The organism is Sinorhizobium sp., assembly GCF_059070375.1.
Genome location: NZ_JCACWC010000003.1, coordinates 309,159 through 326,531, shown reverse-complemented (window position 1 = coordinate 326,531; position 17,373 = coordinate 309,159). Strand labels below are relative to the sequence as shown.

At 62.7% G+C, this 17,373-nt stretch carries 17 protein-coding genes and 1 pseudogene; 8 read left to right on the top strand and 10 right to left on the bottom strand.

Annotated elements, in window-relative coordinates; translation table 11 throughout:
• Positions 1-33: 33 nt before the first annotated feature.
• The 4 genes from pheS to infC form a co-directional block, all read right to left on the bottom strand.
• Positions 34-1,116 (bottom strand): phenylalanine--tRNA ligase subunit alpha, encoded by a 1,083-nt coding sequence (gene pheS, locus AC5J09_RS13575; RefSeq protein ID WP_004435478.1) that lies wholly within the window; start codon positions 1,114-1,116, stop codon positions 34-36.
• 145 nt (positions 1,117-1,261) lie between these two features.
• On the bottom strand, positions 1,262-1,666 hold the full coding sequence (gene rplT / locus AC5J09_RS13570) for a 50S ribosomal protein L20 (protein WP_004435481.1): 405 nt from the start codon (positions 1,664-1,666) through the stop codon (positions 1,262-1,264).
• A gap of 36 nt (positions 1,667-1,702) precedes the next feature.
• On the bottom strand, positions 1,703-1,906 hold the full coding sequence (rpmI, locus tag AC5J09_RS13565; RefSeq protein WP_004435490.1) for a 50S ribosomal protein L35: 204 nt from the start codon (positions 1,904-1,906) through the stop codon (positions 1,703-1,705).
• Between the two features lie 238 nt (positions 1,907-2,144).
• Positions 2,145-2,681: a translation initiation factor IF-3 gene (gene infC / locus AC5J09_RS13560; RefSeq protein WP_014527030.1), complete on the bottom strand. Its 537-nt coding sequence runs from the start codon at positions 2,679-2,681 to the stop codon at positions 2,145-2,147.
• Between the two features lie 217 nt (positions 2,682-2,898).
• On the opposite strand from infC, the gene AC5J09_RS13555 reads away from it, so the two are divergent.
• Positions 2,899-3,750, top strand: a complete 852-nt coding sequence (locus AC5J09_RS13555) for an alpha/beta hydrolase (protein ID WP_494298906.1) — start codon at positions 2,899-2,901, stop codon at positions 3,748-3,750.
• Positions 3,751-4,033: 283 nt separating this feature from the next.
• Positions 4,034-4,654 (top strand): transglutaminase-like cysteine peptidase, encoded by a 621-nt coding sequence (locus AC5J09_RS13550; RefSeq protein WP_026168499.1) that lies wholly within the window; start codon positions 4,034-4,036, stop codon positions 4,652-4,654.
• Positions 4,655-4,983: 329 nt separating this feature from the next.
• Here the strand turns inward: AC5J09_RS13550 and mbfA are convergent.
• From mbfA to efp, 3 genes and pseudogenes are all read right to left on the bottom strand, one after another.
• Positions 4,984-5,966, bottom strand: a pseudogene (gene mbfA, locus AC5J09_RS13545) (iron exporter MbfA).
• A gap of 149 nt (positions 5,967-6,115) precedes the next feature.
• Positions 6,116-7,357, bottom strand: a complete 1,242-nt coding sequence (gene cfa1, locus AC5J09_RS13540; RefSeq protein WP_494297809.1) for a cyclopropane-fatty-acyl-phospholipid synthase — start codon at positions 7,355-7,357, stop codon at positions 6,116-6,118.
• A gap of 196 nt (positions 7,358-7,553) precedes the next feature.
• On the bottom strand, positions 7,554-8,123 hold the full coding sequence (gene efp, locus AC5J09_RS13535; RefSeq protein WP_004435501.1) for an elongation factor P: 570 nt from the start codon (positions 8,121-8,123) through the stop codon (positions 7,554-7,556).
• A gap of 161 nt (positions 8,124-8,284) precedes the next feature.
• Between efp and epmA the strand changes: the two genes are divergently transcribed.
• Positions 8,285-9,337, top strand: coding sequence for an EF-P lysine aminoacylase EpmA (gene epmA, locus AC5J09_RS13530; RefSeq protein WP_494297808.1), 1,053 nt, complete (start codon positions 8,285-8,287; stop codon positions 9,335-9,337).
• Positions 9,334-10,386 (top strand): lysine-2,3-aminomutase-like protein, encoded by a 1,053-nt coding sequence (locus tag AC5J09_RS13525; RefSeq protein ID WP_494297807.1) that lies wholly within the window; start codon positions 9,334-9,336, stop codon positions 10,384-10,386. Before epmA ends, AC5J09_RS13525 begins: the two co-directional genes overlap by 4 nt.
• Before the next feature lie 69 nt (positions 10,387-10,455).
• On the opposite strand, the gene AC5J09_RS13520 is transcribed toward AC5J09_RS13525, so the two are convergent.
• Entirely contained in the window at positions 10,456-11,121 is a 666-nt protein-coding gene (locus AC5J09_RS13520; RefSeq protein ID WP_033047230.1) for a YiaD family glycine zipper/OmpA-like lipoprotein, read from the bottom strand.
• A 261-nt stretch (positions 11,122-11,382) separates the two neighbouring features.
• On the opposite strand from AC5J09_RS13520, the gene AC5J09_RS13515 reads away from it, so the two are divergent.
• On the top strand, positions 11,383-12,021 hold the full coding sequence (locus AC5J09_RS13515; protein WP_100669845.1) for an exopolysaccharide biosynthesis protein: 639 nt from the start codon (positions 11,383-11,385) through the stop codon (positions 12,019-12,021).
• Between the two features lie 36 nt (positions 12,022-12,057).
• On the opposite strand, the gene AC5J09_RS13510 is transcribed toward AC5J09_RS13515, so the two are convergent.
• Together AC5J09_RS13510 and AC5J09_RS13505 are read right to left on the bottom strand one after the other, a co-directional pair.
• The gene (locus tag AC5J09_RS13510) at positions 12,058-12,585 is read right to left on the bottom strand and encodes a GNAT family N-acetyltransferase (RefSeq protein ID WP_379937124.1); all 528 of its coding nucleotides are present in this window, start codon (positions 12,583-12,585) and stop codon (positions 12,058-12,060) included.
• A gap of 1 nt (position 12,586) precedes the next feature.
• Positions 12,587-13,165, bottom strand: coding sequence for a helix-turn-helix domain-containing protein (locus tag AC5J09_RS13505; RefSeq protein ID WP_494298905.1), 579 nt, complete (start codon positions 13,163-13,165; stop codon positions 12,587-12,589).
• A gap of 191 nt (positions 13,166-13,356) precedes the next feature.
• Here AC5J09_RS13505 and AC5J09_RS13500 point away from each other — a divergent pair, with 191 nt between their 5' ends.
• The 3 genes from AC5J09_RS13500 to rnk all read left to right on the top strand — a co-directional run bounded on the left by AC5J09_RS13500 (position 13,357) and on the right by rnk (position 17,358).
• Positions 13,357-14,622: an MFS transporter gene (locus AC5J09_RS13500; RefSeq protein ID WP_494297806.1), complete on the top strand. Its 1,266-nt coding sequence runs from the start codon at positions 13,357-13,359 to the stop codon at positions 14,620-14,622.
• A gap of 49 nt (positions 14,623-14,671) precedes the next feature.
• Positions 14,672-16,507, top strand: coding sequence for a translation elongation factor 4 (gene lepA, locus AC5J09_RS13495; RefSeq protein ID WP_018093883.1), 1,836 nt, complete (start codon positions 14,672-14,674; stop codon positions 16,505-16,507).
• Positions 16,508-16,950: 443 nt separating this feature from the next.
• Positions 16,951-17,358, top strand: coding sequence for a nucleoside diphosphate kinase regulator (gene rnk, locus AC5J09_RS13490; RefSeq protein WP_018093881.1), 408 nt, complete (start codon positions 16,951-16,953; stop codon positions 17,356-17,358).
• The last annotated feature ends 15 nt before the right edge of the window (positions 17,359-17,373 follow it).

Here is a 17,373-nt window from a genome sequence, read left to right as displayed (position 1 = left end):
GATGTCACCTGTGTCCTTGATTTTCTGCGCGGGTCACGCCGAGAGGCCGCCGAAGAGCGTCGGCATGTCGAGCGGGCGGAAGCCGTAATGGGTCATCCAGCGGACATCGGCATTGAAGAAGTCGCGCAGGTCGGGCATGCCGTATTTCAGCATGGCGATGCGATCGAGGCCCATGCCCCAAGCGAAGCCTTGATATTCGTCCGGATCGAGGCCGCCGGCCCTGAGCACGTTCGGATGCACCATGCCGCAGCCGAGAATCTCCATCCAGTCCTTGCCCTCGCCGAACTTGACGATCGGGCCGGAGCGGTCGCACTGGATGTCGACCTCGAAGGAGGGTTCCGTGAACGGGAAGAAGGACGGGCGGAAGCGCATCGTCACCTGATCGACCTCGAAGAAGGCCTTGCAGAATTCCTCGAGCACCCAACGCATATTGGCGACATTCGCCGTCCTGTCGATGACGAGACCTTCCACCTGATGAAACATCGGCGAGTGGGTCGCGTCGGAATCCTGGCGGTAGGTCTTGCCCGGAATGATGATGCGGATCGGCGGCTGCCCAGCCTCCATCGTGCGTATCTGCACCGGCGAGGTGTGCGTGCGCAGCACCTTGCGCTCACCCTTCTCGTCGGGCGCGAAGAAGAAGGTGTCGTGCATCTCGCGGGCCGGATGACCTTCGGGGAAGTTCAGGGCCGTGAAGTTGTAGTAGTCCGTCTCGATATCCGGCCCCTCGGCAATCGAGAAACCCATGTCGCCGAAGATCGCGGTGATCTCGTCCACGATCTGGCTGATCGGATGGATGCGGCCGCGCTCGGCCGGCGAGGAGCGGACGGGCAGGCTGATGTCCACCGTCTCGCGCGCCAGCCGTTCGGCGATCGCCGCGTCCTTGAGCGCCGTCTTGCGGGCGGAGATCGCCTCCGTCACCGTGTTCTTCAGCGCATTGATGCGCGCGCCGCGGGTCTGGCGCTCCTCCGGGCTCATCGAACCGAGCGTCTTCAGCAGTTCCGAGATCGATCCCTTCTTGCCGAGCGCGCCGACGCGCACCGCCTCGATCGCACCCTCGTCGGCGGCGGCGTCGATTTCCGCCAGCAAGGTCCGTTCCAATGTTTCCAGTTCGCTCATTCTGTCCTGCCTCGATGCGGTTCGTGTATCGGTTCGACACTTCGGCGCTAGGACCGCCCCGCGAGCCGAACAAGAAAAACCCGCGCCAGCCCTGCCAGCGCGGGTTTCCCAACAATTTCAGAAACGGTCTTGGGAAAACGCTGGCTTAACGGACAGCGCTTTCAAACTCGTTTGCCGTGCCGGCTTCCTTGAGATAGGCGAGCGCCTTCTTGGAAGCTTCGACCAGGGCGCCGAATGCTGCCGGCTCATGGATTGCCATGTCGGACAGAACCTTGCGATCGACTTCGATACCGGCCTTGTTCAGACCGTCGATGAAGCGGCCGTAGGTAAGGCCGAACTCGCGGACGGCAGCGTTGATGCGCTGGATCCAGAGCGCGCGGAAATTGCGCTTGTTGACCTTGCGGTCGCGGTAAGCAAACTGCTTGGAACGATCCACCGCTGCCTTGGCGGCGCGGATGGTGTTCTTGCGGCGGCCGTAGAAGCCCTTGGCGGCCTTGAGCGTCTTCTTGTGCTTGGCGTGGGAGGTTACGCCGCGTTTTACACGTGCCATGTCATGATCTCCTTAAAATCCAAATCGCCAGACGTCTTAAAGACCGTTAGGCAGGTAGTTCTTGACGACCTTCTTGCCATCGGGCTCAGCGAGAACCATGGTTCCGCGCGCGTCGCGAATGAACTTGTTGGACCGCTTGATCATGCCGTGGCGCTTGCCAGCAGCAGCAGCTCGAACTTTGCCGGTTGCGGTGATTTTGAACCGCTTTTTGGCAGACGATTTCGTCTTCATCTTGGGCATTTTGCTACTCCATTGTTCTTGATATGCGAAACAGGCAGACGAAGCCCATTTCCAGCGTTAAGAACGGCCACGGCATGCCCTGCCGGACCGTTCGGACGGGGGCTTATAACCGCACATCCCGGAAAAGGCAAGCGGTCCGGAGGTCGCTCGCGTAAGCTTTCCCAAAAAGGAAAGCCGCCCCACGAACTCCTCCCGGGGCGGCTTCACCAAGCGTGTCTGGTCTGTCAGGCTCCGCCGATCACTTCGGCGCAAGAACCATCATCATCTGGCGGCCTTCGAGCTTGGGTTCGGCTTCCACCTTGGCGATTTCCTGGGTGTCGTCCTTGACCTGCATCAGAAGTTTCATGCCGAGTTCCTGGTGGGCCATTTCGCGGCCGCGGAACTTCAGCGTCACCTTGACCTTGTCGCCTTCCTCGAAGAAACGGTTCATGGCCTTCATCTTCACCTCATAATCATGGGTGTCGATGTTGGGGCGCATCTTGATTTCCTTGATCTCGACGATCTTCTGCTTCTTGCGCGCCTCGGCGGCTTTCTTCTGGTTCGCGTATTTCAGCTTGCCGAGGTCGAGGATCTTGCACACCGGCGGATCGGAGTTCGGTGCGATCTCTACGAGGTCGAGACCGGCCTCGTCCGCCATGCGGAGCGCCTGGTCGATCGGAATGCTGCCCAAGTTCTGGCCTTCGGCATCGATAAGCTGAACCCGGGGGACCCGGATTTCCTTGTTTGCGCGCGGTCCTTCCTTGACTGGAGCGTCCGCTTTGAAGGGTCTGCGAATGGTCGTACTCTCCTCGAGCTATTGATAGTAAATATTCGGTCAAACGGTCAGCGCGATCTCAAACAGAAGCGCTTGAAACAGTCACTGACGGCAATGTGTGAATTGCGGCTCCAGAGTCAATAGCATGGCCCGCAATGAAAATCATCCTCTGTCGATGCCCGAAAGAATCTGTTTTAGAAGGAAATCCGTCATGATCAGGCCTTCAGGGAGTTACTCGATGTCGACCACGCCGGCTGAAACCGAGATCACGCGGATCGAAGTGGGAACGGGAGATGCGGCCAGAAGCATCGCCATGCGTATCTTCCGCGCCGGAAATCCGTCGGATGTCCAATCGAAAGACCGGCAGCATCCAGGCCATCCGGCGCTCGTCTGGCTCGGCGGCTACCGATCCGACATGACCGGAACGAAGGCGGTGGAGGTCGAGCGGCACGCGCGCGAGGCCGGCACCGACTGCATTCGCTTCGACTATTCGGGCCACGGCGCGTCGGACGGCGACTACAGGGACGGCACCATCTCGCGCTGGGTCGAGGAGAGTCTCGCCGTGATCGATCACGCCGCGACGGCGCGCATGATCCTGATCGGTTCCTCCATGGGTGCCTGGGTCGCGCTGCGCCTTGCCGAGAAGCTCAAAAGCCGCGCCCGCCTCGGGGAAGGTGGGGTCGGCCGCCTCTGCGGCCTCGTGCTGATCGCCCCGGCCCCCGACTTCACCGCCGAGCTCATCGAGCCCAATCTTACCGATGCCGAAAGGACCTCGCTCGCCGAACGGGGTTATTTCGAAGAGCCATCGGAATACAGCCCCGAACCCAATGTTTTCACCCGCGCGCTGATCGAGGATGGCCGCAACAACCTCGTCATGAAAGGGCCGATCGAAACCGGCTGCCCGGTGCACATTCTCCAGGGCATGCGCGATCCGGACGTCCCCTACACGCATGCCCTCAAACTGATGGAGCACATGCCGGCTGACGACGTCGTCATGACCCTGATCCGCGATGGCGACCACCGGTTGTCCCGCGAGGAGGACATTGCCAAATTGAAACAGGCGATCGACGCCATGCTGACCAAGGCCTGAGCGCACGACTAGTCCATCCGGCCTAATCAAAATTCCCTGAAATTGCTTCGCAAGGCACTGCCAAACCCCTGCGCTGGCGGGCTTCGGCGTCCGTCTGCCGCGAGCCTTAACCATAAAACGGACTAGTCCGAATCAGGCGATTGACTCCGACAAGCGGAGTATATTAACTCTTTATTAACGATTAGAGCAGCGCAGGGGAAATTCCTAATAAAGCTGTCGACAACTTTTGATTGCGCGGATCGATCCGGAAGGTACGGATGCGGGCGCGTTGCAGGGGATCTGTATGCAGTCTTGGACCGGGGTTAAGGCAAGTTTCGCGGCGCTGTGTGCGCTTTTCATCTCCACGAACACGGCAATTCCCGCACAGGCGGGAGCTACTCCCTGGATGCAGACCGGCGCGGTGACCTCGCAGCCGATCGGGCATTACGAGTTCTGTCAGAAGCACAGGGGCGAGTGCAGCGTCCGTTCGAAGGCGACGGTGCCGCCGCGTGTCACCGCCGGCGGCTGGGCTGCCATTCGCCAGGTCAACGCTTCCGTCAACCGGCAGATCGCGCCGGTAACAGACATCGAGCTTACCGGCCGGGACGAGGTGTGGTCCTATCCGGGGAGACAGGGCGATTGCGAGGACTTCGCGCTCGAAAAGCGCAGACGCCTCATGCAGAAGGGCTTCTCCGCCGGCAACCTGCTGATGACGGTGGTGCGCAAGCCGGATGGCGAGGGCCATGCGGTGCTGACGGTACGCACAGCGCAGGGCGACTTCGTTCTCGACAATCTCGACGATGGGGTGAAGCTGTGGACGCACACGCCCTACCGCTTCCTCAAGCGGCAGGCGACGACCCACAGCGGCCGTTGGGTCACCATCGACAATGGCGGGGAAGTGCTCGTCGGTTCCGTCGGAAACTGATCCCGTCGAACGGTTCCTTTCAAAAAGGCCGCATCCTGCGGCCTTTTTTACGCGTGTCGGTGAAATCCTCAGATACCAAAGCGGGCGTTGAAGTAACGCGTACGCGTCGTCAAAACTCCTCCCGCCTGTGCTCGTCACAGGAATCCACCAAGACCACGTCCTTGGGCTGAAAGAGCTCATCACCGCGCCGCAGACGCGGTGCTGCTGCTCGCTGTAACGAGCACGACTCCAGAGCACTTCCAGGAAAAGTGTCTAACGGTTTTCGTCCGGAAGTCCGTTGATTCAAATGGGTAGAGCGCTTCAGTGTCTCTACGGAACATTGAAATGCTCTAAGCATTCCCGATGACGATGCCGGTGGCAAGAACCAGGCCGCCACCGAGCACCACCTGGAAGGCGGCCCTCAGGAAGGGCGTTTCCATATAGCGATTCTGGATGAAGGCGATTGCCCATAGTTCGAAGAAGACGATTGCCGCTGCCGTCATTGTCGCGGTCCAGAAATGCGGAATGAGATAGGGCAGAGCGTGGCCGAGACCGCCGAGTGCCGTCATGATGCCCGAGGCAAGCCCGCGCTTGACCGGCGAGCCGCGCCCGGAAAGCTTGCCGTCATCATGCGCCGCCTCGGTGAAACCCATCGATATGCCTGCGCCGACGGAGGCCGACAGACCGACGAGAAAGGTCTGCCATGTATCCTGCGTGGCGAAGGCTGCGGCGAAGATCGGCGCGAGCGTCGAAACGGACCCATCCATCAGTCCCGCGAGGCCCGGCTGCACATAGGTGAGTATGAACTGGCGGCGTGAGGTCTCATCTTCCTCGTCGCGCACGTCCACGGGCGTATGCTCCTCACCGAGCCGGCGGGCGAGCGATTCATGCGACTTCTCGGCAATCGCCAGATCGCCCAAGAGCTTGCGCGTCGCCGCGTCCCGCGTGCGCGCCGCAGCCTCGACGTAAAACCGGTGCGCCGCCTCCTCCATCGCCTCGGCTTCGGCGCGCGCCTTCTCGATCGGCATCTCGGCGATCAGCCAATCGGGTTTGCGCTCCGGAAAATCGCGCACGTGTTCGCGCCGAACGAGCGGGATGCGGTTGCCGAAACGGGCGACGTGCAGGTCGATCAAGGCCTGCGGTGGTGGCTCTCCTCCTCCGCCATTTCCTCGAAGACCCTTGCGGAATGGGGATATTTTTGGCGCAGAGCGTCGGCATAGGCGAGATAGATGCGTCCGTCATCCTCTTCCGAGGATATGGCCAGGGCAAGGATTTCCTGTTCGCTCAAGGACAGGAACGGACGTTTGTAACGGGAGAAAAGCCGGGAGAGCATCGCAAGACCTTCTTTAGAATAATTCTAAATAAGCGCCGATGCGTGAGGCGTCAAGGCGGTGGATCGGCGGCAACGCGTCCATCTTCGCGGCGCGCACTCGCCCCCTCCCCTTGTGGGGAGGGATTGGAAGGGGCAACCCTGAGGTTGAGTCAAACCGCCAGATCGAGCGCCTTTTCCTTCTCGATATAGGTGCGCTGCAGATCGGTGATGTAATCACGAACGATCGGCGCCGCGTCGCGTGATCGCGACAGCTGCATATGGAAGACGAGCTGGCTGCCGGTGCGGAACATCATTTCCGCGCTGATCAGGTAGAACTCCCACATGCGGGCAAAGCGCTCGTCGTACATCGTCACCACCTTGTCGCGATTCTCGTCGAAACGCGCGCCCCAATGGGCGAGCGTCGTAGCATAATGCACGCGCAGGAATTCGAGATCGGTCACCCAAAGGCTGTTGCGTTCGACCACCTCGAAGACCTCCGACAATGCCGGGGAATAGGCGCCGGGGAAGATGTATTTGCGGAGCCAGGCGCTCGCCATGCCGGGCGGGCTCATATGGCCGATCGAATGGAGCACGGCCAGCCCGTCATCCGGCATCAACGCATTCAGTTTCTTGAAGAACTCGTCATAGTGATGGACGCCGACATGCTCGAACATGCCGACCGAAACGATCCGGTCGAACGGCCCCTCGACGTCGCGGTAGTCCTTGAGTTCGAAGCGCACGCGGTCCGCCATTCCGGCCGCACGTGCCCGCTCGGAGGCGAGTGCCTGCTGTTCCTTGGAAAGGGTCACACCCAGCACCTCGACGTCTTCGAGCGAGGCGAGATAGAGGGCGAGATCTCCCCAGCCGCAGCCGATGTCGAGTACCCTCATGCCCGGCTTCAGACAGAGCTTTGCCGCAAGCAGCCTCAGCTTATTTCGTTGCGCAGCCTCCAAAGTCTCGTGCGGCTCGCGGAAATAGGCGCAGGAATAGAGCATGTTTTCGTCGAGGAAGAGCTTGTAGAAATCATTGCCGAGATCGTAATGATGCGCGACGTTCTGCTGCGCCTTGCCCTTGGGGTTGGCCTGCTGGCGCTTGCGAAAGCGCATCTTCACCGCCCGTAGCAGCTTCTGAATAGGATAGGAGCCGAGTGACAGGCGGTTGATCGAAAAGAGCGTCAGGAAGTCCCGCAGCGTCGAGCCTTCCTCGAACCGCATGGTCCCGTTCATATAGGCTTCGCCGGCGGCGAGCTCGGCATTGAAGACGAGGCTGCGATAGAGCCGCTTGTCGGTGAGCCGCATCGTCACGCTCGGCCCCGGCTCGCCGGCAAAGACGTGCCGCTTGCCGTCGGCATCGATTACCGTGAGCGTCCCCTTGCGAATGAACGACTTCATCATATGCGATAATGGAAACATGCAGTGCCGCGCCTCTCATCCCGATCCGGAGGGCGGCATCCTAAGCACTTCCAGAAAAAATGTGTAACGGTTTTCCGTGCGGAAGCGCTCGGTTTCACAGGCTTCGAGCGTTTCGCCGCTTCAATTGAACGGTGAAACGAGAACGGGGACGGCAGTCATCGACTACCGTCCCCGTTTCGATCTCCGTCAGGACAGATCAGTCCTTGGCGCGCTCGACATAGGACCCGTCTTCCGTCGCAATGACGACGCGGGTGCCGGCCTGGATGTGCGGCGGCACCAGGGTACGAACCCCGTTCGAAAGCACGGCGGGCTTGTAGGAGGAGGAGGCCGTCTGGCCCTTGACGACCGGCTCCGTCTCGGTGATTTCGAGAGTGACGTGGCGCGGCAGGTCGATGGCGATGGCAATGCCTTCGTGGATCGACAGCATCACGGCCATGCCTTCCTGAAGATAGGCCTTCAAGTCGCCGATGTCTTCGGAGCTCATGACGAGCTGGTCGTAGCTTTCCGGGTTCATGAAGTGGAAGCCTTCGCCATCTTCATAAAGGAAGGTGTGCTCGCGGTCTTCGACGAAGGCGCGCTCGACCTGCTCGGTCGTGCGGTAGCGCTCGGAGACCTTCACGCCGTCGGAGATGCGGCGCATGTCGACCTGCGTGACCGGCGTGCCCTTGCCCGGATGGAAGTTCTGCGCGGTGAGCACGACATAAAGCTTGCCGTCGACGTCGAGAACGTTGCCCTTGCGGACCGAAGAAGCGATGACCTTGACCATTAGTCTTCCTTGTAACAGAGGTATCAGCGACACGAGCGGGCCGGAGATCGGCCCGGAAGGGACGCGAAAATTCAGTTTTCGCGCCGCCACTATCCTAATTTCGCGCAAATAGCCAGCCTGAGCGGGCATTCGCGCGGAAGAAAGCCTGGACCGAACCGACCATGCCGCATGCTTCTCCCTGGTGGACACCCGATGTCCATGCCGACCGGCGCCCCTTCCTGATCGGGCGCAATCGCATCCAGTCGGCGCTCCGCCGGTTCTTCGACGAACGCAGCTTCGTCGAGGTCGACACGGCAGCGCTGCAGGTATCGCCGGGCAACGAGGCGCATCTGCATGCCTTTGCGACCGAGGCGCTTGGGCTCGACGGCTCCGTCCAGCCGCTCTATCTCCACACCTCTCCCGAATTCGCCTGCAAGAAGCTCATTGCCGCCGGCGAACGGCGCATCGCCTGTTTCGCCCATGTCTACCGCAACCGCGAGCGCGGCCCGCTGCATCATCCGGAATTCACCATGCTCGAATGGTACCGCGCCGAGGAGAGCTACGAGACGCTGATGAATGACTGCGCCGGAATTCTCGCGCTCGCCGCCGAGACAGTCGCCGCGCGGTCCCTCGTCTATCAGGGAAGAGCGTGCGATCCTTTCGCCGAGCCGGAGCGGCTCTCGGTCGCCGAGGCCTTCGCGCGCTTCGCGGGGATCGACCTTCTCGCCTCCATCCGGGAAGACGGCTCCACCGACCGCGACGGCCTCGCGGCGGCCATGCGGGAGGTGGGCCTGCGTGTCGCCGGAGACGATAGCTGGGCCGATCTCTTCAGCCGCGTGCTCGTCGAAAGGGTCGAGCCCAATCTCGGCTTCGGGCGCGCCACGATCCTCGACGAATATCCGGTCGCCGAGGCCGCACTTGCCCGGCCTGCAGCCGGCGACCCTCGCGTGGCAGAGCGTTTCGAGCTCTATGCCTGCGGCGTCGAACTCGCAAATGCCTTCGGCGAATTGACCGATGCCGCCGAGCAGCGCCGCCGGTTCGAGCTGGAAATGGCGGAAAAGGCGCGGGTCTACGGCGAGACCTACCCGATCGACGAGGATTTCCTCGCGGCGCTCGGCGGCATGCCCGAGGCGAGCGGCATCGCGCTCGGCTTCGACCGTCTTGTCATGCTGGCAACGGGCGCATCCCGCATCGATCAGGTTCTTTGGGCCCCGGTCGCGGAGGCCAGGCCATGACCGCGGAACGCGCCATCAGAACAGCGCGTGAGCTCGCCGACGCCGGTCTCGTCGGTCGAGAGCAGGAAGAGGCGATTTCCCGTGTCGCGTCCCGCTACGCCGTAGCCATCAGCCCAGCAATCGCGCGCCTTGTGAACCGGGACGATCCGAACGACCCGATTGCGCGGCAGTTCGTGCCCGACATGGCCGAACTCACGCTCATGCCGGAAGAGCGTGCCGATCCGATCGGCGACGGCACGCACAGCCCGGTTGCCGGCATCGTCCACCGTTATCCGGACCGGGTGCTCCTGAAGGCGGTTCATGTCTGCCCGGTCTACTGCCGCTTCTGCTTCCGCCGCGAGATGGTCGGCCCCGAGGGTCTCGGCACGCTCACGCCCGCGGAACTCGATGCGGCGCTCGCCTATATCGCCGGGCGCCCGGAAATCTGGGAGGTGATCCTGACCGGCGGCGATCCGCTGGTGCTCTCGCCCCGGCGGCTTGGCGAAATCATGGTGCGGCTCGCAGAAATCGAGCACGTCAAGGTCGTGCGCTTCCACACGCGCGTGCCGGTGGTCGAGCCCGAACGGGTGGATGCGGGGCTGATCGCCGCTTTGAGGAGCAGCGGCAAGGCGACCTATGTGGCGCTTCATGCCAACCATCCGCGGGAACTCACCGCCGAGGCGCGCGCCGCCGCCGCGCGGCTGATCGATGCGGGCATCGTCATGGTGAGCCAGTCGGTGCTGCTGAAGGGCGTCAACGACGACCCGGACGTGCTCGCCGCGCTGATGCGCGCCTTCGTCGAGACGCGGATCAAGCCCTATTACCTGCACCATCCGGATCTTGCGCCCGGCACCGGCCATTTCCGGCTGTCCATCGAGGAGGGCCAGGCGCTCGTCGCCTCGCTGCGTGGACGCGTCTCGGGCCTTTGCCAACCCGCCTACATCCTCGACATCCCCGGCGGCCACGGCAAGGCCATCATCAGCGCCAGCGCGATCGAGGCGGAGGGCGGCGGCTGCTACACGGTCACCGACTTCCGCGGGAACAGGCACGACTATCCGCCGAAGGGGTGAGGCCGTATCGGAACGTGAAAAGGCCGCCCGGATGATCCGCGCGGCCCTTCGCCATAACGTTGAAGCCGTTCAGCCCTGTTTGATCGGCGCGATCGAGATTTCGACGCGGCGGTTCTGGGCGCGGCCGACCTCGGTGGCGTTCGACGCAATCGGCCGCTCCAGGCCGTAGCCCACTGCCGACATGCGCCGCTGGTCGACGCCGCGGCTGGCGAGATAGTTGGCGACCGAGGCCGCGCGCCGCTCCGAAAGTCCCTGGTTATAGGAGGCGCTGCCGGTCGAGTCGGTGTGACCGTCGACGTCGATCAGTGTCTTGTTGAACTTGCGCAGCACGATCGCAACCGAGTCGAGGGTCGGGTAGAAGGCCGGAATCACCTGGTCGCGGTCGGTCGCGAAGGTGATGTTCGACGGCATGTTCAGGATGATGCGGTCGCCGGCGCGGGTGACCGAAACGCCGGTGCCCTGCAGCTGCGCCCGCAGTTCCGATTCCTGCTGATCCATGTAGTTTCCGACCAGGCCGCCGCCGAGAGCGCCGATGCCTGCGCCGACAAGAGCGGCATCACGCCGGCCCGCTGCGCTGCCGCCCACCAGAAGACCGGTCGCAGCGCCGAGACCCGCGCCGATCAAAGCGCCTCCGGCCGTGTTCGACATCTTCTGTTCTCCCGTATAGGGATCGGTGGTGGTGCATCCGGAAAGATAGACGGCCACGACAGCCAGGATGGCGCATTTCTTGATCATCGAATCAATTGTCCCCATTGGTGCTCAGGATCGGTTCATACTATCGATTGCGGCAGGAAGATGAAGGGGCCTTCTACTTTCCCCGATCGGGAGTATTGCGGTGCACCATTTCTGCCGGACCTCGCCATATTGCTGACCAGAGGGCCCGCTAACCGAAGGTTCACGCGCTTGGCGCTATGGTCTGCCGGGCCCGGTTCGGCGTAAAGAATGCGAACCGCGGGCGCCGCATGGAGCGCCCGCAAATCGTGAAGGGAAAAAATCATGGCGGTCGAGTTCGGCGATTCGCAACGCAGCCTCAGCGACACGCTCACCGGCATGATCGCGTCGATCAGAGGCAATACGATCACGCTGCGCGAGCTGATGATCGAGATCGGCGAGCAGGGCTTCCTCCTTCTTTGCGCGCTGCTGACCCTGCCGTTCCTGATCCCTGTTTCCATTCCGGGCGTCAGCACCGTCTTCGGGGCGGCCATCATTCTCATTTCGCTCGCGATCACCCTCAACCGCATGCCCTGGCTGCCGAAGCGCATCCTCGATCGGGAGATCGACACGGAAAAGCTCGTGCCGACGCTCCGCAAAGGTGCGGCACTGGTCTCGAAGCTCGACCGCTATGTGCGCCCGCGAGTCAATTTTTTGACCGAAGGCGCCCTGATGAACCGTTTCAACGGCCTGATGATCATGGCCGGTGGCGTGCTTCTCATGTTTCCGCTCGGGCTGATTCCGCTGTCGAACACGCTGCCCGGCATCGCCATCCTGCTCCTGTCGCTCGGCATCATCCAACGCGACGGGCTGATGGTGGCCGGCGGCTATTTCTTCCTGTTCGCGACCACCGTCTATTTCGCAGTTCTCGGCTATGCCGCTTTCGCCGCCGGCCAGGGGCTCTCGCACTTCTTCGTTTCGTGATTGCGACGGCAACCGGGCGGGTCCATCCGAGCCGCCCTATATGGCAAGGTGCTTGTAGAAGAACGTCGTCGCGCAATAGCGGCCGTCCGGCATCAGCGCGTAGTCGGGAACGACACCGGCGCGCGTCCAGCCGAAGCGCTCGTAGATCGCTTCGGCCGGCTCTCCGGTCGCCGTGTCGAGGACCAGGACTCTTCTGCCGCGCCTGAGGGCTTCCGCCTCGGCTGCGTCCATCAGGCAACGCGACAGGCCGAGACCGCGGGCGTCGCGGTGGACGAGCAGTTTCCTGACATCGGCGCGATGCGGCTGGTTCGGCATGGTGCCGACGCCGAGCTGCACGGTGCCCGCCATTCGGCCATCGACTTCGGCCGCGAGGAGAACCGTTTCGCCGCGCCCGACGGCGGCGGCGACGCCCTCCCAGAATTGAACGGCGGCGTGCGGCGAAAAGGGATGCATGAAGCCGACCGAAGCGCCGCCTTCGACGCAATCGGAGAGGATTTCGGCCAGAGCCGGCAGGGCGGCCAGGGTTTCTTCTGCGGTGAGCACGCGTATATCGGCGTCGGGCATGTCAGACCTTGTTGCGGCAGAGGATGACGGCGTAATGCGCCGGTTCCTCGTGGGGATTGTAAAAGATGTGGGCCTCTTCAAGCCCCATGAAGATGCAGTCGCCCGGCTCCAAGAGCTGCCGTCCGCTTTCCATCGTCAGTTCGAGGCGGCCGGAAAAAAGCCAGAGGTGCTGCGTGATGCCGCGGTCCATCGGCTGTCGCTCGAAGACGACGCGGGCGCCGGGCGGAAACTCGACCTCGACGATGTCGACCGGCGAACCGACGCCTTCGGGTGAAACGGAACGGCGCAGGTAGCCGCTTTCTGGATCGCGCCACAGCCGCTGCTCCGCGCGCCGGGCCAAGGGCGAGGCCTCGCCCCTCTCGGAAGCAAAAAGCGCCGAAAGCGTCGTGCCCAACGCGCTGCATAGCTTCGCCAGAAGCTGCGCGGTCGGGCTCGCCTCGCCGCGCTCGATGCGCGAAATCATGGCGCGGCTGACGCCGGAGCGGCCGGCCAGGTCGTCAAGCGTCAGATCCCGCGCCATGCGCAGCTCGCGCAGGCGCATGCCGATGGACTCTTCGAGAGGGGCGAGTACTTTTTCCATTATCTGAGAGTGCATTTCTCATATCATGGAGTCAAGATGATCGAAGCGAGAAATAAATTCACGCATGCCGCTTTGACGACAGCGCCGGTCCGCGTCCTGCTTTATCGTCCCGGACTCTGCGCCGATTCTTAAAAAACATCCAACTTCAATAATTTAGATCATCTTCATACGATTGGCAGAAGGACAGGCAGATGCATCGATCTCCTTCGTCGCTGCTGTCGATCGCGAGCATAGTCGCCTCCATGACATCGGTCGCGGTCGGCAACGGCATGATGCTCGCCTATGTGCCCTTCGTGCTGACGCGCTCGGCGGCGCCGGATTGGGTCCCGGGAGCCGCCGTGACGGCGATTGCCTTCGGCGGGCTGATCGGCTGCCTCATGGGCGGCTCGCTCATTCGCCGCGTTGGCCACGCCCGCGCCTTTTCCTGCTCGATGGCGCTGGTCATTCTCGCGGCGCTGATGATCAGCCTCGGCGTCCACCCGCTGCTTTGGGTCGTCGCACGCGGCCTCTACGGCATTGCCGCCAACATGAATTTCATCATCACGCAGAGCTGGCTCAACCATGCCAGCGAGAACCACTGGCGCGGCCGGGCGATGGCGCTCTTCTACATGGCCTACGTCATCGGGCTCGGCGCCGGCGCCTGGCTCTTCGGGCAAATCCCGGTCGAGGGCAATCTCGCCCCGATCGTCACGATCTTCTTCACCGCGGTCGCCATCCTGCCGATCGGCCTCACGCGCCTGCCCACGCCGCCCGCCCCTGCCCGGGTCAGCATCGACATTCCCATGGTCTGGCGGATTTCTCCGGTCGCCTTCATCGGCGTGCTTGCATCCGGCGGCCTCTCCATGCTGGTACAGGGCTTTACGCCGATCTATGCCGCCGTCAATTCCGTCAGTCAGAAAGACGTAGCGGCATTGATGTTCGTCATGCAGTTCGGCCTGCTCTTCATCCAGTATCCGATGGGCGCCCTTTCAGACCGCACCGACCGCCGGATCGTCCTCATCGCCACCTGTATGCTCGTCATCGCCGCGGGCATCGCTGCGCTCGCCGCCTCCTTCGACAACCTGCTCCTGCTCATGCTGGTTTTCGCGATGTTCGCGGGGGCGGTCGAGACGGTCTATTCGATCGCCAATGCGCATGCCAACGATCGCACCGATCCGGCAGATTTCGTGCCGCTCGCCAGCACCATGCTGGTCGCCTGGTCGGCAGCGGCGACCCTCGTTCCGATGCTCGTGACCTTGCTGACGCCGGCCTTCGGCCAACGGACCTTCATCTATGCGACGATGACGGTGGCGCTCCTCTACGCCCTTTTCGTGCTCGTTCGCCTCCGCTCTCGCGAACGCGTCCCGCCCGAGCACTGCGACACCTTCGAATTCAAAAGCGCCCAGGTGCCGAATGCCGCGGCACTCGCCGAGACGGAAGCGCGAGCGGAACGGCCGGTCAGACGCCCGAATTTATAGTGAACGAAGCCTTCATTTCCCGCTTTGCGCCGCCTGATCGCGCTGCTATATGCGGCCCATGAGCACACCATCTTCCAAGACGCCCCTGTCGCATATCCGCAACTTCTCGATCGTGGCGCATATCGATCACGGCAAATCGACGCTTGCCGACCGGCTGATCCAGTCGACCGGCGGCCTCGCCGAACGAGAAATGTCCGAGCAGGTCCTGGACAGCATGGACATCGAGCGCGAGCGCGGCATCACCATCAAGGCCCAGACCGTGCGCCTGCACTACAAGGCGAACGACGGCGAGACCTATGTGCTGAACCTCATCGACACGCCCGGCCACGTCGACTTCGCCTACGAGGTCTCGCGCTCGCTTTCAGCCTGCGAAGGTTCGCTGCTCGTCGTCGACGCCAGCCAAGGCGTCGAAGCCCAGACGCTCGCCAATGTCTACCAGGCGATCGACAACAATCACGAGCTCGTCACCGTTCTGAACAAGATCGACCTGCCTGCGGCCGAGCCGGAGCGGATCAAGGAGCAGATCGAGGAAGTGATCGGCATCGACGCCTCCGACGCCGTGCTGATCTCCGCCAAGACCGGTCTCGGCATTCCGGATGTGCTGGAGGCGATCGTCCATAGGCTGCCCGCCCCGAAGAGCGAGGGCGGCGACGCCGCGCCCTTGAAGGCGCTGCTCGTCGACAGCTGGTACGACGCTTATCTCGGCGTCATGGTTCTGGTGCGCGTAATCGACGGAACGCTGAAAAAGGGCATGACCATCCGCATGATGGGGACGGATGCGAAGTACCAGGTGGAGCGCGTCGGCGTGCTGACGCCGAAGATGGTTGCCATGGAGGCGCTCGGCCCCGGCGAAATCGGGTTCATCACGGCTTCTATCAAGGAAGTGGCGGACACCCGCGTCGGCGATACGATCACCGAGGACAAGCGGCCGACGGCCAAGGCGCTGCCCGGCTTCAAGCCGGCCCAGCCGGTCGTGTTCTGCGGCCTCTTCCCGGTCGACGCCGCCGACTTCGAGGACCTGCGCTCGGCCATGGGCAAGCTGCGCCTCAACGACGCCTCCTTCTCCTTCGAAATGGAATCCTCCGCCGCGCTCGGCTTCGGTTTCCGCTGCGGCTTCCTCGGCCTCCTGCATCTCGAAATCATCCAGGAGCGTCTGGAGCGCGAATTCGATCTCGATCTGATCGCGACGGCACCCTCGGTCGTCTACAAGCTGTTTATGACCGATGGCTCGGAGCGCGAGCTTCACAACCCTGCCGACATGCCGGACGTGGTCAAGATCGCCGAAATTCACGAGCCGTGGATCCGTGCGACGATCCTGACGCCCGACGAATATCTCGGCGGCATCCTGAAGCTCTGCCAGGACCGTCGCGGCATCCAGATCGAGCTGACCTATGTCGGCACCCGCGCGATGCTCACCTATGACCTGCCGCTGAACGAAGTCGTGTTCGATTTCTACGACCGGCTGAAGTCGATCTCCAAGGGATACGCCTCCTTCGACTACCAGATCACCGAGCACAAAGAAGGCAACCTCGTGAAGATGTCGATCCTCGTCAACGGCGAGCCGGTGGACGCGCTGTCGATGATGGTGCACCGGATGGCGGCGGAAAAGCGCGGCCGCGAAATGTGCGAAAAGCTGAAGGAACTGATCCCGAAGCACATGTTCAAGATCCCGATCCAGGCCGCCATCGGCGGCAACGTGATCGCCCGCGAAACCATCTCGGCGCTGCGCAAGGACGTGACCGCAAAGTGCTACGGCGGCGACGCCACCCGAAAGCGCAAGCTGCTGGAGAAGCAGAAGGCCGGCAAGAAGCGGATGCGCCAGTTCGGCAAGGTGGAAATCCCGCAGGAAGCCTTCATCGCCGCGCTGAAGATGAGCGACGAGTGATTTCCAATCAGGTCGACGCGCATAGAATATGCGCATCGGCCTGAAGCAAGGCGAAACGCGCGTCGTCGACCTGCGGGCCGCGTGACGAAAAGCGCCGCCGCCACGGACTTTGCGTTTCAAGGCTTCCGATCTTCTTGCGCGATCCGCCATGATCACCACGGGCGCTGCGGTATCTCAAGTGGCGACGCGAGCTTGACTTCGTTGGCGAAGTTTCCGACCTTCAGACCATGCCAGTGCTCGCGATCCATTTCCGCTGTTCTTTCCGGGTCTGCCCCATCGCAGGAACCTGACCCCGGCCCGGATGCGTGCGCTCTCCGGGTAAGGGGGCCTGCGCATCGGCGAGCGGAGGGCCAAGCCTCCACCCCCGAGCGGCGAGCGTAAATCATCCTCGACATTTCACTTTCGGCGCAAGCAGAGCGGTGCGCCCAGGCACAGGTATCATCATGGCGGACAAGACAACCCGCAAGAAGCTTCCCTCGATCGTCATCAATGCCGAAGACCATGCACGTCTGACGGCGATCGCCTCCTCGGCGCTCGACCGTGTCCCGGAAGTCGCGGAGGCGCTGCTTTCCGAACTCGACCGCGCGCGAATCGCCGCGCCCGGCAAGCTGCCCAAAGACAGCGTGCAGATGGGCTCGACCGTCGCCTTTGACGCCGACAACGGTTTTGCGAAGGAAGTGAGGCTCGTCTATCCGGGGGAGGCCGACATCGAAGCCGGCAAGATTTCCGTACTGACGCCGATCGGAGCGGCGCTTATCGGCCTTTCCGTCGGACAGTCGATCGACTGGGTCGACAGGGCCGGCAAGGTACACCGTATGACGATCCGCAGCGTGATGCCGCAGGCGGGCTGAGCGTGCCGCCGGTGC